This window comes from Leeuwenhoekiella obamensis (assembly GCF_055391795.1).
Genome location: NZ_AP029251.1, coordinates 1,328,032 through 1,352,937, shown reverse-complemented (window position 1 = coordinate 1,352,937; position 24,906 = coordinate 1,328,032). Strand labels below are relative to the sequence as shown.

The following is a 24,906-nucleotide window of genomic DNA, read 5'->3' as shown; positions in this document are numbered from 1 at the left end:
TATCTTGGATATAGGAAAGTTAACGATTTACATCTCTTTTGCTCTCCCTATTCTTTTTGTTATCAACTTCAAAAAATATGATAAGGCTTACCTAAGCTTTTTCATTTATTTATTTTGTATAGCATGCATTCAGGGTTTCTCTTTCTATGTAAATATGGGAGAGTATAATATTTTTCTTGTGCATTATATGTTGTTTGCACAATTTATATCCTTGTCTCTATTTTTCTTTTTTATAATAAATAGGAAATGGATTATTTGGTTGTCAAGTATTGTTCTGACGGCTTATTTGATACAATATTTGTTTATTATTAAAATTGAGAATAGCTATAATCCTATAGGTTTAGCAGTATGCGGTTTAATATTTACTTTTTATGCGGGTAGATATTTATATAGTCTTCTTAATAAAAGAGGAAGTTATCTTTATATCTCTCTAGGGTGTCTGGTCTATTTTTCCATTAGCATTTTGGTTTTTGGATTGGGAAATATAGGTCTTGAAATTAAAAAATCTATTGTCCGTCTTTTATCTGATGTAAATGCTTATGCGTATTTGATCTTTCAGGTATTGTGTGTTGTTAACTGGTATTCATTATTAAAAAAAAGAAAGCTTCAAGTAGCTAAAGAATCATGATCGATGAAGAGCAGATTTTTTGGTACATTATTATAGGCACAGGGGTAATCATTTTTCTGGCTGCACTGGTGATCATTTTTTTCCTCTTTTCGCGAAAGCAAATCTTTGAAAAAGAGCTAGAAAAACAAAACCTTAAACTAAAGCATAAAGAAGATCTTCTTAACGCAACCATCATCACACAAGAGAAGGAACGTGCAAGAATTGCTCGTGATATTCATGATGAAGTAAGTTCTAAACTCAATGTTATTGTGCTTAATATGAACTTACTTCAGGATGAAGATGTGCGCAAAAGTGAGATGGCAGAGGAGATTTCGCTTAAAGCGAAAGAAATAGGTACACGAGCGCTTGAGAATGCCCGTAGAATTTCGCATGATCTATTGCCGCCGGTGCTAGAGAACTTTGGACTTTTTGCCGCAATTGAAGAGATTGTAGACGAGTTTAATACCATTGAAGGTCTCAAGGTTAACTTAAAATATAACTGGCCCAAAGGTATTTTTACAAAGCCATTACAAATACATGTGTACAGAATTGTTCAAGAGTTGCTTAATAATTCTGTGCGGCATGGTAAATCCACAACTATTTTTGCAGAATTCATTGATAATCAAGGTGAATTAAAAATGGCTTACGTTGATAATGGTTGCGGATTTTTAATGAATGATCCTAAAATTACTAGCGGTTTAGGCATGAAAAACATTGAAAGTCGTGTAAATTTACTGGGCGGTAGCTGGGATTATTGGAGCAAACCCGGCGAAGGAGTTAAGATCAACACATATTTTAAACCCAACTTATGATCAAACTAGGACTTTGTGATGACGAAGAATTGTTTAGAAAAGGCATGGCGCTTTTGCTAGGCAGTAAACCTGGTCTTGAAGTCGTTTTAGAAGCTTCTAACGGTGCATTGTTGTTAGAAAAACTCAGGAAGTCAAAAAACCATCCAGACGTTTTGTTGATGGATATTAATATGCCAGATATTAATGGTATTGAGGCGACAAAGATCATCCGCAAAGAGTTTCCTGATATTATGATCATCGCGCTTACCAGTTATAATTCTTCCTCGTTTTTGCGCAACATGATACAAGTGGGCGCATCGTCATATCTCGTTAAAGATTCTTCGCCAGATCGCGTGATACATACCATAAAGAAGGTACACGAGACAGGATTTTATTATGACGATAAAACCGTAGATATGATCTCAAAATCTGGTGATGGGCTTTCGCCAAAGGATAACATCGACGATATCTTAAGCGATCGAGAAAAACAAGTTCTGCAATTGATCTGTGAGCAAAAAACAACCACAGAAATGGCCGAAGAACTTTTTTTAAGTCCACGTACGGTAGAAGGCCACCGCAACAATCTACTTCTCAAAACCGAAAGCAGGAACATGGCCGGACTCGTGATCTTTGCACTTCAAAACAATCTTGTAAGTATTTAGTTTTTATTCTGTAAATCAATAAGTTGCATTTTTAAAGGTATTTTCTTTTATTTGAAAGACAATACTTTAACATGCTTACAAAGGTTTATGGTTCAGCAGTTTTTGGCGTAGAAGCCACAACAATTACAATTGAGGTAAATATTGATAAAGGTGTAGGATATCACCTTGTAGGTTTGCCAGACAATGCCATTAAAGAAAGCAACTATCGTATTGCTGCTGCACTTCAAAACAACGGCTACAAAATCCCCGGAAAAAAGATCACGATAAACATGGCGCCGGCAGATATGCGCAAGGAAGGTTCTGCTTATGATCTTACCATCGCCACGGGTATTCTCGCTGCTACCGCTCAGATCAAAGCAGATGATCTTAATGAATACATCATTATGGGAGAACTCTCTCTTGATGGAAGTTTACAGCCTATTAAAGGAGCTTTACCCATCGCCATTAAAGCGCAAGACGAAGGTTTTAAGAAATTTATTTTACCCATTCAAAATGCGAAGGAAGCTGCTATTGTTAAAGATCTGCAGGTTTACGGGGTTGAGAATATAGCTCAGGTCATAGATCATTTTGATAATGGCGCTCCACTAGAAGAAACCATAGTTGATACAAGAGCAGAATTCTATAATAGTCTGGAGCATCCAGAATTTGATTTTGCAGATGTAAAAGGGCAGGAGGGAATTAAGCGCTGTATGGAAATCGCCGCTGCTGGTGGGCATAATATTATTTTAATAGGTCCGCCGGGTTCTGGTAAAACTATGCTTGCAAAACGATTGCCTAGCATTCTACCGCCCATGACATTGCGCGAAGCGCTCGAAACTACAAAGATCCATAGCGTTACTGGCAGAATTAATGAGCAAGTTGGGCTCATGGCGCAGCGACCGTTTAGGAGTCCGCATCACACAATTAGTGATGTTGCACTCGTGGGAGGAGGAGCTTACCCGCAACCTGGCGAGATATCTTTAGCGCACAACGGCGTACTGTTTCTAGACGAGTTGCCAGAGTTTAAAAGAACAGTGCTTGAAGTGATGCGACAGCCGCTAGAAGATCGTGAAGTCACGATCTCTCGTGCGCGATTTACAGTTACTTATCCCAGCAGTTTTATGCTTGTTGCTAGTATGAATCCTAGTCCCGGCGGTTATTTTAATGATCCAGACGCGCCTGTTGTGAGTTCGCCGGCTGAGATGCAGCGTTATTTAAGTAAGATCTCTGGGCCTTTATTAGATCGTATTGACATTCATATTGAGGTTACGCCGGTGCCATTTGATAAACTTTCAGATGAGCAAAAGGCCGAAAGTAGCGTGGCAATAAGAGAACGTGTGAGCAATGCCAGGCAGTTGCAAACAGAGCGCTTCCGCGAAAGCGAAACAACAAATTACAACGCCCAGATGGGAGTGAAGCAGATTAGAAAATATTGCAAACTCGACGAAGATTCTAAACTCATGCTCAAGAACGCGATGGAACGTTTGAACCTTTCTGCGCGCGCTTACGACCGTATTTTGAAGGTTTCTCGCACGATCGCAGACCTTGAGGATTCCGTAGATATTAAGGGTCACCATATTAGCGAGGCGATACAATATCGCAGCTTAGATCGCGATGGCTGGTTGGGTTAAGATATTTTGGCTACAGCCAAAAGAAGTAAAATAGAAGGTTTGTAAACACGACGATATTAAATCCTCAATATGTTGACCATTTAATATCAAATTGATTTTTTACAGGTGAAATTTTATCAAATTGATAATTTCGATGAAGAATATGCAACAAAACCTAAAGTAAGCTGTCATATTTTAAAATATAATTAACACTAATGCTTATCTTAGCAAATCCTTAATCCAAAATAAATTTTTCCATGAAAAAATTCATTTTCAGATCGGTGGTTTTAGTACTATCGATTTTATCTGTAGGGTTGATCTCTTGTGAAGACAAAGAGAAAGACACCGCTGCTGCAGATACAACTTTATCAATCGATTACGACAAGTATGAATTAGAAAACGGACTTAATGTTGTCTTACACAAAGACGCATCAGATCCTATTGTGTCTGTAGCGATACAATATGGAGTAGGCTCAAACAGAGAAAAACCTGGACGCACGGGTTTTGCACACTTATTTGAGCATATGCTTTTTCAAGAATCAGAGAATGTGCCGCAAGATCAATTCTTCAAAACCATTCAAGATGCCGGTGGTACTTTAAATGGTGGTACTTGGCAAGACGGGACGATCTATTATGAGGTAGTTCCTAAAAATGCACTTGAAACTGTACTGTGGATGGAAAGTGACCGTATGGGTTATTTTATCAATACAGTGACTGAATCTGCTTTTGCAAATCAGCAAGAGGTGGTACAGAATGAAAAACGCCAGCGCGTAGATAACAATCCTTATGGTCACACGGGTTATGTGATCGATAAGAATATTTATCCAGAAGGTCATCCATATAACTGGCAAGTTATTGGTGAATTAGAAGATCTTCAAAATGCTACTGTTGCTGATGTAAAAGAATTTTATAATCAGTTTTATGGCCCTAATAATGCGACTCTTGTAATTGCTGGAGATTTTGATGATGCAGAAGCAAAAGAATTAGTTGAGAAGTATTTTGGTGAGATTAAATCTCATGGAGTTAATGAGCCATTAGAGCCACAGATCGTTACGCTAGATGAAACTAAGCGTGTTTATCACGAAGATAATTTTGCAACGGCCCCACAATTAAATATGGTATGGCCTACGGCAGAGCAATACACTAAAGATTCTTATGCTTTAGACTTTCTTGGCGAGATCTTATCTAGCGGTAAAAAAGCGCCTTTGTACAAGGTTCTTGTTAAAGAGCGTGATCTTACAAGTAGAACAAGCGCTTGGAATAACAGCGGTCAGATCGCAGGAACGTTTAGAGTTTCGATCACTGCAAATGACGGTGTAGATCTTGATAGCGTAGAAGTTGCGATCAATGATGCTTTTAAATTATTTGAAGAAACCGGAGTTACAGATCGCGATATGGAGCGCGTAAAAGCTGGACTTGAAACTGGTTTTTATCAAGGTGTAAGCAGTGTGCTAGGAAAATCTTTTCAGTTAGCGCAATACGATGTTTTTACAGGTGAGCCTGATTTTATCACGCAAGATATTGAGAATATTAAGGCGGTGACTAAAGAAGATGTCATGAGTGTTTATGACAAATACATTAAAGGTAAGCCGTTTGTTTTAACAAGCTTTGTGCCTAAGGGTAAATTGGATTTGGCTGCAGCCAATTCTGAAAAAGCTAAAGTAGTAGAGGAAGAGATCACTGAAAATGTACAAACAGAGGTAGTTGATGCTGAAGTTGAGATCGAGAAAACTCCGTCTAAAATTGATAGAAGCACACCTCCTGCAATGGGCGAATCTCCATCATTAAACGTTCCTTCTAGCTGGAGTGCAACACTTGATAACCAGATGGAAGTTTATGGTATTGAGCAAACAGAATTGCCGCTAGTTAATTTTAGCATGGTGATCGAAGGTGGACATTTGCTAGATACTAAAGACAAAAATGGAGTAGCGAATATCATGAGCGACATCATGATGGAAGGTACAGCTACAAAAACTCCTGAAGAATTAGAAGAAGCAATAGAATTACTTGGTGCAAGCATAAATATGTACACTTCACGCGAGTCAATTGTTGTTCAGGGAAGTACGCTTAAGCGAAATTTTGACAAAACCATTGCGCTTTTGCAAGAGATCCTTCTTGAGCCACGATGGGATGAAGAAGAATTTGGTCGTATCGTAACAAGCGTAGAAAATGGAATTAAGCGTAGCGACGCAAATCCTAATGCGATCGCAAGCCGCGTGTACAACAAAGTACTTTATGGTGAAGATCATCCATTTGCGATGCCTACAAGCGGAACGATCGAGTCTGTAGAGAATATCACTATCGACGATCTTAAATCATATTACAATAAGAATTTCTCACCATCAGTTTCTAGATTTCATGTAGTAGGTGATATCACAGAATCTGAAGCGCTTGCTGCGCTTGATGGATTAGAAGAAAATTGGGCGGCGAAAGAAGTTGAGATACCAACTTTTGAAGTCTCAAATGATAGAGATAATGCTTCACTTTATTTTGTAGATGTACCTAATGCTAAGCAGTCTGTGATCAATATTGGTTATATTTCTATGCCTAGAACAGATGCAGATTTCTATCCAGCAGAGGTGATGAACTACAAATTAGGAGGAAGTTTCTCTGGTAACGTAAACCTTGTGTTACGTGAAGAAAAAGGATACACTTATGGTGCGCGTTCTGGCTTTAGCGGAAGCAAAATACCAGGAACATTCACAGCTTCTTCAAGTGTAAGAACAAACACAACTGGTGAGTCTGTGCAGATCTTTAAAGATCAGATCTCAAAATACAAAGAAGGTATTTCTCAAGAAGATCTAGACTTTACTAAAAACGCATTGATCAAGTCTAATGCGCGTCGTTTTGAGACTAATTATTCATTATTAGGCATGCTTCAGGAGATGAGTGCTTACGACCTTGATCCTAAGTACATCGAGAATGAAGAGGCGACGGTTAACAACATGACTTTAGAGCAGCACAAAGCACTTGCAAATAAGTATTTGGATGAGTCCAAAATGGCTTATCTGGTTGTAGGTGACGCTGCAACACAGTTTCAGCAGTTTAAAGACATGGGCTTTGACGAAGTAAAACTTCTTGATAAAGAAGGAAATGAGATCAAGCTTGAAGATGTAAAGATGTAATCTTGACATCAAATAACTTTAAAGCCCTGCAATTGCAGGGCTTTTTTTATATTTAAGACCAAATCAACCCTATGCGAAAACTTTACTTTTTATTATTTCTAGGTATCATTGCTTGTCAATCTAACGAGCAAAAAACAGAGGAAGCAGAACCAGCTGAAATATCAGCGATCAAACAATATTCAACTCCTGAGTTAACGCTAGAGCAGGCTAATAATCTTGCTGAAATGCCTCTGGCATGCGTTAATCAAGAGTATCCTAACAAATTGTCTCAAACCATTGGCAGTGCTGATGATCTAGAAGAACCTTCAGCGTTACATCCTGCATTTTATGGATGTTTTGACTGGCACAGTGCCGTGCACGGTCACTGGAGCATGGTTTACCTTCTTAAAACGTTTCCAGATTTGGCGAAAGCCGAAACCTTAAAAACGTATTTACAAGAACATCTTACCAAAGAAAATATAGAGCAAGAGGTCTCTTATTTCTACGGTGAGCATAACAAATCTTACGAGCGCACCTATGGCTGGGCTTGGCTTTTAAAACTTGCAGAAGAATTACATACATGGGATGACCCGTTTGCAAAAGAACTAGAGCAAAACCTGCAGCCGCTTACAGATTTGCTGGTTGAGAAATACAAGGAGTTCTTGCCAAAATTAAATTATCCTATTAGAGTGGGAGAGCACCCTAATACCGCTTTTGGGATGTCTTTTGCCTATGAGTATGCAGAGGCTGTGGGCGATACCGCATTTAAAGAGATGTTAGCTCAACGCGCTAAGGATTTTTACATGCAGGATGAAAATTGCCCAATGAGTTGGGAGCCTGGCGGTTCAGACTTTTTATCGCCATGTCTTGAAGAAATGAATATGATGCGTTTGGTTTTAAGTAAAGAAGAGTTTTTGGCTTGGGCCAAAAAGTTTCTTCCGCAATTGTCTGACGAAAATTATGAGCTAGCCGTGGGGGAAGTTTCTGATAGAACAGATGGAAAACTTGTGCATCTTGATGGCGTTAATTTCAGTAGAGCTTGGAATTTGTATGCCCTAGCAAAGCAATATCCTGAATATGCTCATTTAAAAAATCAGGCAGATAAACACTTGAGTTATTCTTTGCCCAATGTTGTGGGAGACGATTATGAAGGCGGACATTGGTTAGGAAGTTTTTCTCTTTATGCTTTAAAAACTGCGCATAACTAATGCGTAATCCGTTAAAAAATATTGGCCCTGGTGCGCTGATCGCTGCAGCATTTATAGGTCCAGGAACGGTTACAGTCTGCACATTAGCTGGTGTGCAATTTGGTTATGGTTTGCTTTGGGCGCTTACTTTATCAATAGTTGCGACCATTATTTTGCAAGAAACTGCTGCTAGGATCGGGCTTGTAACAGGCAAGGGACTTTCTCAGGTTCTTCGCAATGCATTTACAAATCCGGTGGCGAGAAATGCTATTCTTATTCTGGTTTTGGCTGCCATCGTTATTGGTAACGCGGCCTATGAAGCCGGTAATTTAAGTGGCGCCGTTCTGGGTATGGAGGTTTTTTATGCTGGCGATCTTCAGATAGCTGGATTAAACCTAAATATTTGGAGTTTAATAATTGGTGTTTTTGCTTTTGCCGCGCTTTATTTAGGCAATTACAAGATCTTAGAAAAGCTCTTTTTAATGCTTATCATTCTCATGAGTTTGTCGTTTATCATCACGGCGATAATTACAAAACCGGATATTGTTGAATTTTTTAAAGGAGCTTTTATTCCTAGTATTCCGGCAGGCGGAATCTTGATGGTTATGGCGCTCATCGGTACGACGGTGGTGCCTTACAACTTATTTTTGCACGCTTCTCTAGTGAATCAAAAATGGTCTGGAGAAGGTGATCTGGCTTTTGCCAAAAAGGATACGATGATCGCTGTGATCGTCGGCGGTATTGTTTCTATGTGCGTGGTTCTTGCTGCAACTTCAATCAATGCAAAATCTATCGCAAACGTTTCTGATATGGCTGTAGGTTTAGAACCGCTGTATGGCTCGCTGGCCAAATATAGCATGACCACAGGAATGTTCGCCGCTGGTTTGACATCTTCCATAACCGCACCACTTGCAGCTGCATTTGTCGCTCAAGGTTGCTTAGGTTTATCTGAAGATCAAAAGAGCTGGAAGTTTAGAGCCGTCTGGATGACAATTCTAGTACTTGGGATTGTGTTTTCTACTTTTGGCTTTAAGCCCATTGAAGTTATAAAGTTTGCGCAAGTAGCAAATGGAATGTTGTTACCCATCATCGCCGGAATTTTAATTTGGCTTGCAAATCAAAAAGCCATTTTAGGAAACAAAACAAATACAAGGACGCAAAACATATTAAGCGCATTGATCTTGATCATCACCATAGCGCTGGGCGTAATCAGTATTTCTAAAGGATTTTCGTGAAAAATATAATTGACATAAACTGTGATCTGGGTGAAGGCATCGGCAATGAAGCTGAGATCATGCCATTTATCAGTTCGTGTAATTTAGCCTGTGGCGGTCATGCTGGCGACGGCTCAACCATAGATCAGGTCGTAGCGCTTGCAAAACACAATAATGTAAGAGTAGGGGCGCATCCATCTTTTCCTGATAAGGCGAATTTTGGTAGAAAACCCATGGTGATGAGTAAAGAGGATCTTTATGTAACATTGCGTCAACAAATTCTTCTTGTGATGAATTGTTGCGCGATTCATGATCTTAAAATGCATCATGTTAAGCCTCACGGAGCTTTGTATAATTTGTGCAGCGTTGATGAAAATCTTGCAAGTGTAGTGATCGATGTGATGTTAAATACGTGTCCTGGCGTAGCACTTTATGCACCACCGGGAAGTGAGATCGCTAGACTCGCAAAAGGTAAGATCGTTGTCCTTTTTGAAGGATTTGCAGATAGAAATTATAACGGTGATCTAACGCTAGTTTCAAGGCAAGAAAATGATGCTTTGCTTACGCGAAAAGAAGATGTTCTTGACCACGTTTTGACCATGGTAAAAGAACAAAAAATTAGGGTGAGATCTGGTGAAAAGATCGATGCAAATATCGATACGATCTGTATTCATGGTGACACAAAAAATGCTGTAGAAATAGCCTCGTTTCTGTATGAGAATCTAACCAAAAAAGGTATAAATATTAAATAGCAATTGTTCAACAAAACACCTATAATATCACAATTAGGCGAACGCAGTATTTTGCTGCAATGGGACTTTGGGATCGATACCGAAAAGGTGTTTTGGCTTTTGGATCTCAAAGAAGTTTTAAGTAAATTATTGTTTAAACAACAAGTTGAGATAATTAACACATACAATTCATTATTAGTTAAATGTGTTTTTGATATAGATAATGTCTATAATATAAAATCTTCACTATTATCTTTTGATTTTGAAAATTTTCCCTCTAAGGATGTTGTTAGAAATATTTACAAAGTCCCTGTTTGCTATGATGATCATTTTGCTTTAGATCTTGAGCTTATAAGTGAAGAAAAGCAACTTCAAAAACAGGAAATAATCAGTCTTCATTCTGATCCTGTTTATACCATTTGTTTTATGGGTTTTTTACCAGGTTTTGCCTATTTGTCTGGTATGAAAAATGAGCTCTCTTTTTCGCGTAAGCGTAGCCCTAGAAAAAGTGTTTTAAAAGGAGCTGTAGGCATCGCAGGAAATCAAACCGGAATGTACCCAAATGCAAGTCCTGGCGGATGGCAAATTATAGGGAATTGTCCGCTGAATTTCTTTGATGCAAAAAGAGAAAATCCATCACTTTTTAAAGCGGGTGACCAACTGAAATTTCACCCAATTTCTAGAGAAGAACATGAAGAAATAAAATCGCTTTCTGATAGCGGAGTTTATCAATTAGAAACTTTGCAAAATGGGTAAGATCGAGGTTATCAAATCAGGATTATATACTTCGATCCAAGATCAAGGTAGATTTGGTTTTGCAAATAACGGAGTTCCACAAAGTGGTGTTTTGGATAGTTTCTCGGCGCAAATGGCAAACCTGCTTCTAGGAAATCATGAGAGCGACGCTGTGTTAGAGATCACGATGACTGGTCCACATTTACTTTTTAACGCGTCAACGGCCATTTGTATCTCTGGAGCGAAGTTCAAATGTTTGCTTAACACGCATGAGATCGAGAATAATAAGCAGATCTTAATCAATGCTGGCGACGAAATAAAATTCAGCGGATTAAAACAAGGTTTTAGAGCGTATCTCGCTATTGCAGGCGGTTTTAAAAGTGAGTTGGTCATGGGAAGTCGTAGTCAATACAACGGGATAACTTCATCTTCTAAACTGCAGAATGAAACCTTAATTTTTGAAGATTTAGATGAAAAAAAGCAGAACACACGTTCTAAAATTCAGGTGAAGAATGATTGGCTTTTTGATGAAGAGGTAGAAACCTTTAAAGGCCCAGAATACGAGAGTTTATCACCTCAACAAAAGAAATTTATAGCTGATACAGCTTTTGAGATTTTACCAAGCTCTAATAGAATGGCAATAGGTTTTAAGCAAAAAATAGATGGCGGTGTGGCAGATATTATAACGTCGCCTGTTTTGCCGGGGACCGTGCAACTTACGCCTGCCGGCGATATGATCGTGCTCATGAAAGATTGTCAAGTAACCGGCGGTTATGCGCGAGTTTTGCAAATTTCTCAGAAAGGCATGTGTGTTTTGTCGCAAAAAAGGCCTGGTGAGAAGATCGTTTTGGCGCTGCGAGATTATTAGTTTAAAACATTTTATCTTCCTTCTTGTACTCTCGTTTCAGGCCGGCGATAAGCACATCTTCATCAATTATTTCTTTTTTTCGCTTTAAAGCGAAAAGACAACAGTAGTGCATAATATTTAAAATATTAGCTCCAGTTACTTCATAATTCTTGGCAACTTGATTAATGTCAATTGCTGCATCTAATGTAAAACCGGCGGGTAAATTACTTTGCCACAAGCGCAACCGCTCCTTATACGACGGATTTTTAAAAGCTACCAGCGATTGAAATCTGCGAGTAAAAGCAGCATCAATATTGTGCTTAAAGTTTGAAGCCAAGATTACAAGACCAGGATGCGATTCAAGTCGCTGCAACAAATATGAAACTTCCTGATTTGCATATTTATCATGCGCATCTCGCACGCTCGTTCGCTTCCCAAAAATCGAGTCGGCTTCATCAAAGAATAAGATCCAGTTTTTATTTTTTGCCTTGTCAAATAAGCTAGAAAGGTTTTTTTCTGTCTCACCGATATATTTTGAGACCACTACCGAAAGGTCTACACGATACACATCTCTGTTTGTATATTTCCCTAGAAGGCTTGCAGTAAGGGTTTTTCCCGTTCCTGGCGGACCGTGAAATAAGGCTTTATAACCCGGTTTGAACTTCTTTTTAAGATCATACTTTTCACTCAAGATCTCTTGAAATTTCAACCACGTTTCGATCTCTTTGATCTCTTCCAGTGTTTCTTCGGCAAGAATAAGATCTTCCCATTCTAGCTGCGTTTCTAACTTCTCAGCAGGAAAATCAATACTCAGTTTAGGATTTGGGATTTTTCCGGTTAATAGTTGATGTGCGAGATCTGGCGTTATTGTGAGCCTTCCGCTTGTAAAGGGTTCGCCTTTCGGTGAAAATTCTAAAGAAACAATTTCCTTTTTTATCAGTTTGCTTTGCTCATTAATAAACCGCAAAGTATCGATGCGTTGTGCAGCAATATTGCCACCTATGATGAAAAGTGCCGTTTCACCCGTAGGAAGGATTCCGCGATGATTTGTGCCTTTAACACCGCCCATTTCTGGCAGTTCACCACCATGCGGAAAAACGCTGGCAACAGCTTCGCCTATAAGTTCTGGTTTTAAATACGGACTCAATGCAAGAAGTAATACGATCACTTCTTCAGTCTGCAGATTGAGTTTCTCGATTTTATTAGCGATCCCAGAATTTCCTAGTTGGTCGCTGTCGTAAGCAGGAAGACTTTTGGCGGAAGCCTGCATATTACCTAAACGCCACTTTAAAACCTCGCTTAGGTATGCCATTGCATAATCTAGACCTTGAGCTGCTGTGTTCTTTTTTGTCATGAGTTGTAGCGATTGTAAGCGCGTTCTAGCTTTGTATCATAATTATTGCTCTCGTAAGCGGGGCCGTTGTATCCACGTGCAAATTTTGCCCAGTCTAGTGCCTTAATATACTTTATGAGATTATTGACCTCTAGAAATTTACCGAAAGCTTTGAGATGATTGCGCTCATGCTCATACATCTGCGAAACAAAATGATCTACAGAAAGATAGCCCAATGACTCATAATGAAATCCCATGATCTGGTATGAACCGTAGCTCGCTGAAGCGTATGCCGCATCGTGAAATGCGTCATTATCGCTGATTCCTGCGGCTTTTTCTAAACGATCATATTCATCGCTGCCGCCTTTGTAATATTTTTTTGTCCATGAAGAATACAACACATCTTTAGTATGGTCATTTACATGATCAGCAGGGTTGATATTTCTTTTTTCTAGCTGTCGCCAAAAAATGTGACCCTCAAACAAAATGCGTGGTCTGCCGTCTATCAGGAAGCCTTTACCGCTACTTTCAACCTCATTTACCGCTTTTACAGCAGCAAGCGGAATATCGTATTGCTGAGCAAATTCTTTAAGGTCATCTTCACTAAGCAACTTATCACTGAATGAAAGCAGATTTTCTTTTGCCTGAAGCAGTTTAGACCATGTTTTAAGACCTACGATCCCATCAACAACAAGATTATGTTTAAGCTGAAAGTCTTTTATCGCAGCATCTGTGTCTTTACCAAAGTATGTGCTTACGTAAACATCGTATCCTAATTCTTTGAGAATTTCTTCAAGAAAATATACTTCTTCATCATTAGAGCGGTAGCGTAGTGTTTTCATGGTGGGTTATTTATTTTTTGAGGATTTTTTTAATCTTAATTAAAGCTAATATATTCATTATCATACCATGTTTCTATTTTAGAAAGAGGTATTTCGGTCTTCGTACTCATTGATACGCGGCCTCTAAATGTTCTTTTTTCAAGAATTTTTGCCACTTCATCACTTGTAATATTAGGAATGGTCTTTAATGTTTCTTTATTAGCTGTATTAATGGATACTGGATCTGGCTTATCACTACCAAGATTTGTATAATCTTCATAACTATTTTGCTTAATTGTATTAGGTATATTTTCAGCTATAGTAAGACCGCCTTGAACAATTTCTCCGTCTTTATCTATCTGCTTCACATTTGGCTGTATAGAAGTTGGGACATATTGTTCCATTTTTATTATTTCAGCAACTTCGGCAGCCTTTGGTTTTCCACTTGCTATAACTTCATCTATCAAAGACTGATTTAAACCTCTACCATAGTTTACCTGCAACATGTATCTAAAAGCAGTTTTACCATTTACCATCTTTTCTCTTATCTTTCCTTCAACTCTAGTTTTATGTAGACTATTTGCAGAATAGGTCAATGGAGTTAAATTTTTCCATTCATTGCCAGGACCATGGAAGTCAGCATTAAGCAAATGCCCTCTTACATAATATGGCCTACTTCCAGATTCGCCTTTCCTCTTATCTAAATGGCGATATTGTGTATTATATAATTTGCTATCTGCTGATGATCCAGAACTTTTTTTAGTTGATAAAAAGTCAATGCGCATTGAAGTTCCAAATGTGCCATTAAATTCGCTACCCCAAACAGGTCTACTATTTTCAATTGTACCTTTGTTTGCCTCCATCAATTTAGAAGTTAAAGCTACAAGGAGTTGCATTTTAGCCGAAATGACCTCTGAATTATCTTTATTGGTATTTGAAGCACTTTCGGCGCTTAGTCTGTCAATTTCTTCGGCATGATTCAGAGCTTCAACTTTTTTAGGGCCTAGCGTTGGATCACTACTGATATCAATGCTATTTATGAAGCTTTCATAAGGCATTTCAGTACTTCTAATCGTTAGTTCGTATTTATTCCCTTTTTCTTTGAAGAATATTTTATGCTCTTCTCCATTAGATAAAGTGAATTTTACTTTTTTTCTTATCCATGACAATACTCTGCCAGCAGCAGCCTTTCCTTTTTTCACCAACCCTTTAAAAGCCTTTTTCGCTTTAAGGATCAGTTTATCGATCGCCTTATCAATGCGTTTTCTGATTTTGCCAATGAGGTTTTGTACTTTTCGAGCAAGCCCACTCAAACCTAATAGACTCGCTAAGAAACCTATAATTACTGGTACGGCCTTGCCTAAGGCTTCTTCAATTTTTGTTGCGATCGCAGTGACATTACCAGACGCGACGGCTTTGATCCCATCAATAAACGCATTTACAAGCGCGATGATCTGACTGCCGCGTTCAATAAAGAATTTTACAATATCGATGATCATCATTGCGGCTTTGACAAATGCTCCCGCCGGACTCATCAATCCTAGAACCCATTTTATACCAGCATCAACCACTTGTGTAATAATCATATCTTGTATCGCCTCGATCACGGTCTCTTTGAGGTCATTAAATTGATCTTTGAGATATTCCCAAACACCTGCGATTCCTTCTGTCCTGATGATCTGGAAAATCTCAAAACCTACTTCAAGCGCTTGTACAACGGGTTCACCAAGAAGTTTTACAGCCTTTTGACGCATGTAATCCCAAGTAAGACCTAAGACTTGTAACACCAGACTAAAGATTCCCTTAAGGCTGAAAATATCTTCAGGAATGGTAATTCCCATAGGGCCAAGTGCGCCGGTTAACCAAGTAACAAGACCATTAATAAGGTGTTTAAGAATGTTCTTGCCAAAATTCAAGAAACCATCTTTTACGCCTGTAAAGAGATTATTTAAGAAGCCTATAGGATCTGTAATAATAGCTCCAATAGCAGAGATCGCTGCACTTAGTAGATTTGTGAGCATATTTTTGATCTCGATAATGGTCTGGATCACGCCTACAACAAGATCCATCGCCATGTCTATGAGTCCGCGGTTTGCGGCTTGCATTTCTTCTATGCGTGCATCTACTGCGGCAAGATTTTCTTGATATTGACTAGCAAGACTATCTATCAACTCGTCTTGTTTGCTATTTACACTGTCAGTTAGCTCATCAAATTTAGATTGTATCTCGCCAGCAGCATCTTGACCTATAGACTGTAAATTTTCAGGCAACGAACCTACATATTCATTGATCTGATTTTTCCCCAGAGCGATGCGCTGTTGTGCTTCAGTAAGTTTTTGTGCAATGTATTGCGAAATGGACGTCAGTTCGCCATCCATCGCTTTGATATATTTTGCTTTTCCTTCTACAAAGAATTCATTTACCTCATCCGGTAAGCCAGTAAATGCATCGCCTACCCAAGTCACAGCACCTCCTAAACCGCTATAACGCTCATCTTTATAAGCGTCCATTTCTTTCTCAACGTGACTTTCAAAAATGCCCTTAGCTCTTTCCGCGGCAGCGGTAAACTTCATGGTTACTTGCTCGTCAAGAGATGCGAGTATGGTTTCAACATCTACTTTAGTCGCTTCATAAATAGCATTGATCTCGGCAGAGATCCTTTCGCGCTCAGCGCTATCTTGTGTAGATGTGCCTTGTTGCTGCTGTGTAACTTGATTAAGAACTCCGCTGCGGCTATTGTGCATTTCTTGCAAGCCTTGTGAGCTGGCATTCGCAGCAGACTGTTGCGATGAGGCTAGCGTGTTTGATTCCTGCTGTCTAAAGCTTTGCGGCGCCTGCTCTGTATGCTCTCTGGCTTCATCGCGAGATGCTAAAGCACCGGTAAAACTAGGTTCGTTACTATTTGCCAGCATTTCATCTGTGACCTCATTGTCTTGCATCTGCTGATCTACACTTTGCATATTTTCCTGCAACGGTTGGCTTACTTCGCTTTCTGCTCTACGCGGCGGCATCGCCTGAGCGGCTGGCACGGGAGCAGGAATATTGCCAATCGCAGGATCGGGTAGGGCAGTTACCTCGCGTTGTGGTACGGCTTCAGTATTCGGTTCGGCAGTTGTGGCTTGTTCAATTGGGCCTGCGGCGTTTTGCCTTTCGGCGGAAGCCATTTGTGTACCATCAGCGGTAATCTCGTCAATGTTATTATGATTTTCAAAGTCATCTGCCTGTTCCTCATTTGCCGGAAGCTGCATTCGCTCAATACGCTCCATGAGTTGCGCTTTAAAGGCTGCAGCATCAAAGGTTCCTGCTTCTTGCTCATCCATAGCTTCTACCTGACTCGCTTGCGCGCCGCCTTGTCGCTCATTTGCAGGAACGGGTGAAGCGCTTTGTGCCGCAGATGAAGCCGCCGAAGCTTCTTGCGTGGTTTGTTGCTCTGTCGCTCGGTTTTCAATTTGTTGTTGAGCAGCTAAGAAATTAGGATCATCTTCTGGCGATCGTGGTGTTGAGAATGTTTGTTCTTCTTTAGACTCTTTATCACCTGCTGACTTTTCTTTTGCGTTTTTACCTTCTTCAGGAAGTTTGATCGCTTCTTTGCCAGGCTTTGCTTTTATATTTTTCTGGCTTTCGCCGGAAGGCAAACTTTCTTGACCACTTTGCTTAGGAGCGTTAGCATTTGCAGCATTAGTTTTCTTTTCTGCTTGAGGTTTTTTATCTGCCGCAACCGCACCTTGCTGAATGGTGTGCGTTAACTCATGCGCAAGAAGTGTGTCGCCTTCTTTAGTATCTGGTTTAAAATTGCCTTCATTAAAATAGATGTCTTTGCCATTGGTAAAAGCCTTTGCGCCCAGATCCTGATTCATTTTTGCGGCTGCAGTGTCAGTATGCACACGTACATCGCTAAGATCTGTGCCAAAACCAGATTCCATTTTACTCTTTGTAGCATTTGGCAAAGTCTGACCGCTACCTTTTGAAGCGCGAAGAGGTTTTGAGATATTCGGTTTTTTTGTCTTGTTTGAGATCTTAAGCATTTGCACCTCTTCATCATCTTCTTTTGATTGAATGCTTTCTTCTTCCTCTTGCTTTTGTATCTCTTCGTCTTCTTTAGCTTGTAGCGATTCTTCGTTTTCTTCTTTTTGCTGAATCTCTTCTTCCTGCTTCATTTGAGCAGTTTCTTCCTCTTCCTGTTTTTGAAGTTCGTCGTCCTCTTTACTTTGTACAGCTTCGTCTTCAGCCTCTTTGAGTTGTACGTGTGGAGTGATCGATTGTGCGATCGATGGTTCTTGTTGCATTTGAACCGCAGGAGCCGCAGGCGTAAAGAATGAATTACTTTCTTTACCAGTGGTTTTGTTGACGACTTTTTCGGCTACGCTGTCTGCTTCAACTTCGTATTGATCTCCTTTTTGACCTGTTTTTAATTTTGCTTGAACGCCAAAAAACGGTCCATTCTCCTGACTTTTAGCCGGAGTGGATTGAGTGTTTCTATTTTTGGCGAAAGCCTGCATATACTGATCTTAGAGAATGAAAGTAACCGCTTTTGTAACGATAAGTTTGATGGCCGCATTCTTGAACATACCTATCTTGATCTTTGAAATACCCGCTTTGTACAAGCTCTCAAAAATCAAAATATCCTTCTGACTTTGAAGTAAGATCTCAAGCTCTGCCGGCGTGATCGCGCCTTGCTCCATAAGCGATGCCCAGCGTTGCAGTTTCTCTTTAGAATTGTCTAAAAACACCTCGATCTCGCTTTTGACTTTGGCGCCTTCTTGACCAAATTTCTCTTTCACAAGACTTATAATATCTTGCTTTACTTCATTAAAAAATAATTGAAAATCCATCGTCTTAATTTATTCGGTTAGTAGGTTGAGTAATGCACTTTCAGACTCCTTACTTTTCTTTGATTCATAGTCTGCCATAAGGTCAAAAATGTGTGCTATTTGTGGTTTAAATTCTTCTGTAAAGGCAGCATTCATGGTGTTTTGTTCTTGCCATAGTTGTAAGAATTTTTGCAAGCTAGACGCATCGCTTGCGAGATATTGCCACATTTTTGCACTTATCTCATTGCGTTCTCTGGCTTGTTCATAAGCGACCATTTGTGCGAGTAGATTTTGCAAATGTTTCACCTCGGTTTCATGCTCTGTGTAAGGTGAATCTGAAACATCAATAAGGGTTATCGCTTCAGTTTTTGTCTCCAGAGTTTTTGTAAAACTGTATTGATTGTAAAGCGACGTCGCACAGCTTGTGACGGCAAACATCACAACAGTAAGTAAAAGCGTAATTTTAAAAGTTCTCATAGTTACCAGGTTATATAGATTGGTTTTTTTAGCCATTTAAATCTGCAGATCGCGATGCTCCACGGCAATTTCTCGAGCAATAGATCTACCGCTCTGCGTTGTATGTTGAGTTTGATCTTGTCTTCTTGAAACTCGATTTTTCCCTCCCGCATTAAGAATTCTACTCGCAATGCGTCTATTGAAGATGACTTTAAAGAAGCCCAGTGTGCTAATACGGCTTTAAGCAATTCGTCTGCTTCTTGTTTTTCTTTTTTAGAGAGTTTGATGTCTCTGTTTACTGGTCTGTTTACCAGTATTCCACACAAAGCTTTCTCAAAAACCAGCTCGTATTCATAGGGTTTTGTTTTGGCTGTAGACAAATAAAATAGCAGATGTAAAGCATGGTCTATTTTCTCAGTTTTGATCGTGCCGTCGCTATTGAGATATTCAACAGCACTGAATAAATTTTTAAGGAAAGGATGCAGTAAGATCAAGCCTGCATGATCAACAAGAAAAGAGGAATTTTCTTCAAATTCTTGAAGCTCAATTTCAGGTTTCTCAACTTGGTTTAAACTTTGCTTTTCTGATGATTCTTTCGGGAGAAGGGCAATAGTTTTATCATTAAAAACCAAGTTTATTTCACCGCTATTTTTATGTTCAAAATCCAGTTTGATCTTGAAAATTTCAGAAAATATTATTGATGTTTTTTTGGCTGTAGCCAAAAGTTCTTTGTCTAATTCTATAACCTCATTTTGAGATTTTTGCTTATGAAAATCTGTAAAAAGTAGATGTTTGTAAACGTCAACTATTTCTGTTTGAATATTGAGTGTATTATGATTCTCTTGGGGTTTAATTAAAATTTTTAAAATATTGTATTTTAATTGTTTGTGTGATTTTGATTTAAGTTTTACTTTATTATTTGAGACAACTTTAAATAAGTCATTGATCTTCTCAACTTCAATGTTTTTTACGCAAGCTATGATTGAAAATATCAGCTTCGTTTCAGAATAAAATTGTTTTAATAATCGTGTTGTGGCAATCTCATTTTTTAATACAGACCTTAATTGATTTACAGCTTTTTTCTCCTCAATATATTTTTTAATTAAATTGATGTCAAGCGCTTCATTTTCGCCAAAAAACCAAGGAAGATTTCCTGTTTGTAAAAAGTGTAGAAAAGCTTCAATCTGTCTTTTTTCAGGTGTTAAATGATTGTCGCTTTTTAGATTGTTATAGTTTGCTTTTTCGTCAAATGTAAACTGATTTAAAACACGACTTTTCTCTGCTTTTACACTTGCTTGTTTAGCCGTAGTTTTTAGATTTTTCTTTAGTTCTTTGATGATCTTAGATCGTATAGTCATGGCATCAAAATCACCGGTTTCATTTACTTCGATCTCAAGATTTTCAAGGTGTAAATGTTGTGAAGAATCTACTTGCAGATCATCTAGCATGGCTGAGAGCTGCGGGAATATCTCATGTTTTAAAAACAGATCAATATTATCCTTAAGCTCAAGCGCTTTGTTTACAGAATTGGTATTCACATCTACCGATACCTTATGGATGATATGTTTTCGCGGAAGCGTCATTATTTAAGTAAACTCAAGATTTTAGCCGCATGTTCTTTAAGTATTGCAGAATGCGAATTTTCTGAAAGATCTCTCATCAACATTTTTAATTTCTCGCCTGCTTCAAAGTCATCTCTGAAGTTTTTAAACGAGTCTTTAAATTCATTTTCTGGATTAAAATGATCTCTTATCTTGTTGAATTCTGGCTCAAAATTGGCTAGAGCAATATCCTCAAAGCATCTCGTGAGATTGTAGAGCAAGTCAATACTTAGGCGATAAAGATCAAAGTATGCCGTTGGCTGTTTATCGCCATGTATCATCTCTATCGCAGCGTCTTTACTTGTGCTGATTTGATCAAACATTTTTGTCGGGACCTTAAGCGTTTTATCATCCCAGAATGTTTCATCCTTGAGTACGGCATTGTAAATCTCGATCAGCCTTTTTGACTCATCTTGAAGCCAACTGTCATTGCCTGCGTTTTCAAAAATCTTCATTAATTCACGCAGATTATTTTCTGTTCTGATCTTGGATGCTTCAGGACATTTTAACTCGGTTTGAATCTCGATCTTGATAGGTTCTGCGATAATTGCAGGACATGGTTTGTTGATAATGGTTAATCCCACTTCGCCGGTTTTGGCTTCAGCCAAAGAGAAAATGATCTCAGAGCCATTTGCTCCTGCGATTTTCTCACCGTTAAACGTCCACTGGTATTCTTCACCAGTTTTAAAATCTGTTGAAACTACGAGTAAACCTTTTTCCTCATTTCTTTCTTGCGATAGTGTAGCGCTGGCAGTTCTGGGCACAACGGTTACGTCTATTTTATTGCCATCTACCAGTTGTATCTCGATATTTTTTTCTGTGGCTTTCGCCGGAATAAAGAAATACTTGCCATCTATTTTGCTCACTCCATCGCCAGTGATCTCAACCTCCTTAGTTGGCGGAACGGTTATGATCTCATACTCATTACGATCATCAGAACAGAAGATCGTTTCATCCATTTCTATAATGGTGTCGTCCTGTTTTACGATCTCAATTTCGATCATTTGATTATTGATCTCTGCGCCGCAATGCTTGCCTTCTAGATGTAATGAAACTGGGAATTCATAACTGTCTTTATCATAATCTTGATCTATTTTAATAGTATGACCAGTGCGCTCGCCAGTATAATTCTCGCCATCAATTTCCCATGAGAATTTAAATCTACTAGCGTTGAAATTGTTCTCATTTTGATACGTAAACCTCATGTCTACGCTATTACCCAAAAGGCTTGTGGGCTTCTCTGGCGAATAAATGATAGAGAGTTGAGGCTTCTTATAAACAGTAAGTTTTGCATTGGTCAATTGTCCATTTACTGTAAAAGACAAAGGCACATCATAACCATTAAAATTCTGCGGATCAATCTCAAGTTGATTATCATTAATGGTAAGTCCTTTGATCGAAGTATTTGTCAAAGCGACGATAGCATTTTCTGGGCTTACAGTCATTCCCATTGGGATGACCTCAGAAACAGTTTCATCAACGCATAATTCATCATTTTCAAGAATTATGCTGCCTTGCCCCACAAGATCAGGAACGATAAATCCTATAGGAGCACAATCTGAACAGCATTGATATGGCAGGCAAAAGTCTGCAACAACCGTATTTGCGGGTATTGATTTATCTTCAGCGCTTTTTGCAACGCCAGAATAGACTAAAACAAATGTTCCGCCCATGGGTACGCCAGCTTTGTGTTCTAATCCAGGATGCTTTCTAGCGAAATTCTCAAAGATCAGTTCATCAAGAATTTTTGTTTTGCGTTCTTCAATTTCTGTAATTAAAATTTCAAGACGTTCTGCGGCGCAACAATTCTCTTGCAAGCGGTAAAGCAGCGTCATGTAAATATTCTCATAGCCCACCCATTCGTATTCTGATTCTGGAGCGTAAAAGATCGTATTCACCGTGTCGATCGCTTCTTCTACATATTCACACAGATCTGCCATCGCAGCAGTAAAGTTTTCTTTAGTAGTTTCAGAAACCTGGTTAAGCGCTGATGGAATGTAAGAAGATGCCACCTGCAGCAGTGCGATGATCTTTGCCGGGATCGTGCGTGTTACGGTTATCGTATCATTTTTAACCTCAGGCAAAACCGGGAATTTATCTTTTACCTCACGGTCAAAATCTGTAAAAATATCCAGATAATTCCCTACATAATCTTCCTTAAGCACAACATCCATGATCGTTCCCAGGTCATCAGCTTTAGTATAAAGTTCTTCTTTCACAACTTTATTTACCGGCGTTTCCTTCTTCACAGGAGCGATATATTCTATCCCGCTGTTCATGGTGACGCGGGCTGTTTTGGCTTTCGCCGAAAAGGTGTTATCTGTGGTTTTTGCGCTTGTCGGAGAGCTTTTCGCGGAAGCGAGATCAGTAAAAAGCATTTTTTCTTTAGAACTTGAAAGTAAACTAAGTCCTGGGTTTGCGGCCTTTTTTACAAGCTCTGTGTTGATCTTAAAGTTGCCTTTTGCATAATTGTGAAGTCCGGGGATCCTAAGGCTAAATCCACTGAAAAACTTCGTGATCTCTGCATTGAGGCAATCTTGCTCAGCCGTCCAAGATTTAAGACTTGTATCTAGAAACCCAAAGTGACACGCATATTCATCAATGTCAATATCCTCAAGTTTTTGATCAATGCTCACGGCTTTGACGTCAAAAGAAAGCGCGTGCTCTCGCTTTAATTTGTCTAGTTCTTTAAAAATCTCATCGTATTTCTTGCCGTGAATTCCTTCTATGCGCAGAAAATCAAATTCTGATAGATCATACGCTAACGGATCTTGAATGCAAGCTGTTTTATTCAAAGGTTTTCTGTGATAACTTAAATTGAACTTTTCGCGATAAGCGGTTGTCATATCAAAATCCCAAAAGGGTAAGAACGAGCTGTCAACCTCATAATAAAATGGAATAGAAGCCGCTTTGTACGTCACGCCGCCCTTACTCGCTAAAAGCGAAGAATACCAAGTAGAAGGCGTTATTTTAACTTCTTCCTCTAGCTTTTTTGTATATGTTGCGGCAAGTACATTAAACCGCTGCACTAAGAATTTTGCACGCTGCAAATGCTCATTTTTGGGATGCAATTCAGAATGATAAAATGTGTGACGATAGGTTTTAAAACGGTCTTTATCGTCAAGTTTACCCAGCATTATATGCTTAGGAAACGCATTAACCTGAGGGCAACATTCTACCTGAATGCGGTACAAAAGATCTTTGATCCCGGCATAGGTTAGAACAAGATCGCGCACATGGTCGTAGGCATATTGTATATCTAGCGCGGGCAGATCATTTCTTAAGTTTTTAAAGTATGCTTGCGTTTTGTTTTTGGCTTTCGCCGAAAGGTTTAAAAGCGAAGCAAATCCTTCGTGAAGGTCTTCGTAGGCATGCTCAAGTTGATTAAGTGTCGTTAGAATTAAACTTCGATAACTGGAAGCTAAAGCCGAATACGTTTCAGTATTGATCGTGGATTGAAGATTAGGTAATGTAGCAAACTTTGATAGATCGAGAAGTCCTGCTTTATTTAATAACGTTGGTGTCTTGAAGTTTGCAATTTCGCTGACAAGCAATTTGTCTGTAACGAAAGTTGATGATTCTTTTGTTCTAAAATCTGTAAATAGAGAAGGAGCTTTGAGAGTATCTACTTTCAACGGACTTTCAAAAACGATGTCTTTTCTAAAGAGATCAAGATTGATAATTTCGGTAAGATCAATCTTCGGCGGATTTTTCTTTTGTTGTATTCCTGTGGTGAGGATCAAGCGTGGCATTTTGATCTCTGGCAAAAGACTGTAAAGCGAAAGGATATTATGTCTCGTATAAACAGCATCTAAACCAGCAATATGATCGATGTTTTTTTCGCTGACAAGCAAAACTCTAAGTTGATTTACGCGACGTTCACCTTGATTATCACAATTTGTTTCTGTGCAGATGTCATCTTCTTTTGTGTAAGAGTCTAGATAAAGCAGTACTATTTTATCATTGAGGTCTAGATCAGCAAGGGATTTGTCATTGGCGTTTTGTGTTCCTTCAGGCAGAAGTTCCCAAAGCTCAATTTGTGATTCGGAGGCAGTGTCAGCATCTTTTATAAAGTGCTTATAATTGGCAGGTTTATTCTCAAACTTCTTGAAGTGTTTGTAGTTTATTTGGCCTTGAGCCAAAACAGTTTTACCCGCATCATTTGTGGTTAGCAGTTTAAGAAGGTCGCCGTCTGTAGTGATCGCGCAACCCTGAGTGATAGAAATTGTATTTGCAGATTTGCTTACCTCAAAGCCGCAAGCCAGGCCAGCGCCGGTAAGACACACGCGGGTGAGCCTGTCTTGATCTTCAAAATAGTCTATGAACTCGTTAAGTTGACCAGCGGTAAGTACCTGATCGTCTACAAATGCTCTGTAGTCTTTTGTGATATGTCTTAATACTGCTTCCATAACCTGAT

General features: G+C 39.1%; 17 protein-coding genes. 10 read left to right on the top strand and 7 right to left on the bottom strand.

The features are described 5' to 3' along the window. Positions 1 to 4 precede the first annotated feature (4 nt). From ACZ5L8_RS06060 to ACZ5L8_RS06015, 10 genes are all read left to right on the top strand, one after another. Complete coding sequence (locus ACZ5L8_RS06060; protein WP_464440378.1) at positions 5 to 628, top strand: hypothetical protein; 624 nt, start codon at positions 5 to 7, stop codon at positions 626 to 628. Next, positions 625 to 1,419 carry a sensor histidine kinase gene (locus ACZ5L8_RS06055; RefSeq protein ID WP_464440377.1) on the top strand — a complete coding sequence of 265 codons (795 nt, stop codon included), beginning with the start codon at positions 625 to 627 and terminating at the stop codon, positions 1,417 to 1,419. The genes ACZ5L8_RS06060 and ACZ5L8_RS06055 overlap by 4 nt, the downstream gene beginning before the upstream one ends. Beyond that, positions 1,416 to 2,060 carry a response regulator transcription factor gene (locus ACZ5L8_RS06050; RefSeq protein WP_464440376.1) on the top strand — a complete coding sequence of 215 codons (645 nt, stop codon included), beginning with the start codon at positions 1,416 to 1,418 and terminating at the stop codon, positions 2,058 to 2,060. The genes ACZ5L8_RS06055 and ACZ5L8_RS06050 overlap by 4 nt, the downstream gene beginning before the upstream one ends. 71 nt (positions 2,061 to 2,131) lie before the next feature. Continuing rightward, on the top strand, positions 2,132 to 3,670 hold the full coding sequence (locus tag ACZ5L8_RS06045) for a YifB family Mg chelatase-like AAA ATPase (protein ID WP_464440375.1): 1,539 nt from the start codon (positions 2,132 to 2,134) through the stop codon (positions 3,668 to 3,670). Between the two features lie 236 nt (positions 3,671 to 3,906). Then, on the top strand, positions 3,907 to 6,774 hold the full coding sequence (locus ACZ5L8_RS06040) for a M16 family metallopeptidase (RefSeq protein WP_464440374.1): 2,868 nt from the start codon (positions 3,907 to 3,909) through the stop codon (positions 6,772 to 6,774). A 71-nt stretch (positions 6,775 to 6,845) separates the two neighbouring features. After that, positions 6,846 to 7,961, top strand: a complete 1,116-nt coding sequence (locus ACZ5L8_RS06035; RefSeq protein ID WP_464440373.1) for a DUF2891 domain-containing protein — start codon at positions 6,846 to 6,848, stop codon at positions 7,959 to 7,961. Continuing rightward, on the top strand, positions 7,961 to 9,175 hold the full coding sequence (locus ACZ5L8_RS06030) for an Nramp family divalent metal transporter (protein WP_464440372.1): 1,215 nt from the start codon (positions 7,961 to 7,963) through the stop codon (positions 9,173 to 9,175). Before ACZ5L8_RS06035 ends, ACZ5L8_RS06030 begins: the two co-directional genes overlap by 1 nt. Continuing rightward, positions 9,172 to 9,906: a 5-oxoprolinase subunit PxpA gene (gene pxpA / locus ACZ5L8_RS06025; protein WP_464440371.1), complete on the top strand. Its 735-nt coding sequence runs from the start codon at positions 9,172 to 9,174 to the stop codon at positions 9,904 to 9,906. Before ACZ5L8_RS06030 ends, pxpA begins: the two co-directional genes overlap by 4 nt. 3 nt (positions 9,907 to 9,909) lie before the next feature. Further along, on the top strand, positions 9,910 to 10,641 hold the full coding sequence (gene pxpB / locus ACZ5L8_RS06020; RefSeq protein WP_464440370.1) for a 5-oxoprolinase subunit PxpB: 732 nt from the start codon (positions 9,910 to 9,912) through the stop codon (positions 10,639 to 10,641). Next, positions 10,634 to 11,488 (top strand): 5-oxoprolinase subunit C family protein, encoded by an 855-nt coding sequence (locus tag ACZ5L8_RS06015; protein WP_464440369.1) that lies wholly within the window; start codon positions 10,634 to 10,636, stop codon positions 11,486 to 11,488. The genes pxpB and ACZ5L8_RS06015 overlap by 8 nt, the downstream gene beginning before the upstream one ends. A gap of 1 nt (position 11,489) precedes the next feature. Here the strand turns inward: ACZ5L8_RS06015 and ACZ5L8_RS06010 are convergent, their stop codons facing one another. The 7 genes from ACZ5L8_RS06010 to ACZ5L8_RS05980 are packed head-to-tail and all read right to left on the bottom strand — an operon-like array spanning position 11,490 to position 24,898. Next, positions 11,490 to 12,821: an ATP-binding protein gene (locus ACZ5L8_RS06010; protein ID WP_464440368.1), complete on the bottom strand. Its 1,332-nt coding sequence runs from the start codon at positions 12,819 to 12,821 to the stop codon at positions 11,490 to 11,492. Next, positions 12,818 to 13,642 (bottom strand): N-acetylmuramidase domain-containing protein, encoded by an 825-nt coding sequence (locus ACZ5L8_RS06005; RefSeq protein WP_464440367.1) that lies wholly within the window; start codon positions 13,640 to 13,642, stop codon positions 12,818 to 12,820. Before ACZ5L8_RS06005 ends, ACZ5L8_RS06010 begins: the two co-directional genes overlap by 4 nt. 35 nt (positions 13,643 to 13,677) lie before the next feature. After that, a complete protein-coding gene (locus tag ACZ5L8_RS06000) occupies positions 13,678 to 18,120 on the bottom strand; it encodes an eCIS core domain-containing protein (protein WP_464440366.1) in 4,443 nt (1,480 codons plus the stop codon). A gap of 9 nt (positions 18,121 to 18,129) precedes the next feature. Then, on the bottom strand, positions 18,130 to 18,453 hold the full coding sequence (locus ACZ5L8_RS05995) for a hypothetical protein (RefSeq protein WP_464440365.1): 324 nt from the start codon (positions 18,451 to 18,453) through the stop codon (positions 18,130 to 18,132). A gap of 9 nt (positions 18,454 to 18,462) precedes the next feature. Further along, on the bottom strand, positions 18,463 to 18,909 hold the full coding sequence (locus tag ACZ5L8_RS05990) for a hypothetical protein (protein ID WP_464440364.1): 447 nt from the start codon (positions 18,907 to 18,909) through the stop codon (positions 18,463 to 18,465). Positions 18,910 to 18,911: 2 nt separating this feature from the next. Next, complete coding sequence (locus ACZ5L8_RS05985; RefSeq protein WP_464440363.1) at positions 18,912 to 20,471, bottom strand: contractile injection system tape measure protein; 1,560 nt, start codon at positions 20,469 to 20,471, stop codon at positions 18,912 to 18,914. Beyond that, on the bottom strand, positions 20,471 to 24,898 hold the full coding sequence (locus ACZ5L8_RS05980) for a hypothetical protein (protein ID WP_464440362.1): 4,428 nt from the start codon (positions 24,896 to 24,898) through the stop codon (positions 20,471 to 20,473). Before ACZ5L8_RS05980 ends, ACZ5L8_RS05985 begins: the two co-directional genes overlap by 1 nt. Between the last annotated feature and the right edge of the window lie 8 nt (positions 24,899 to 24,906).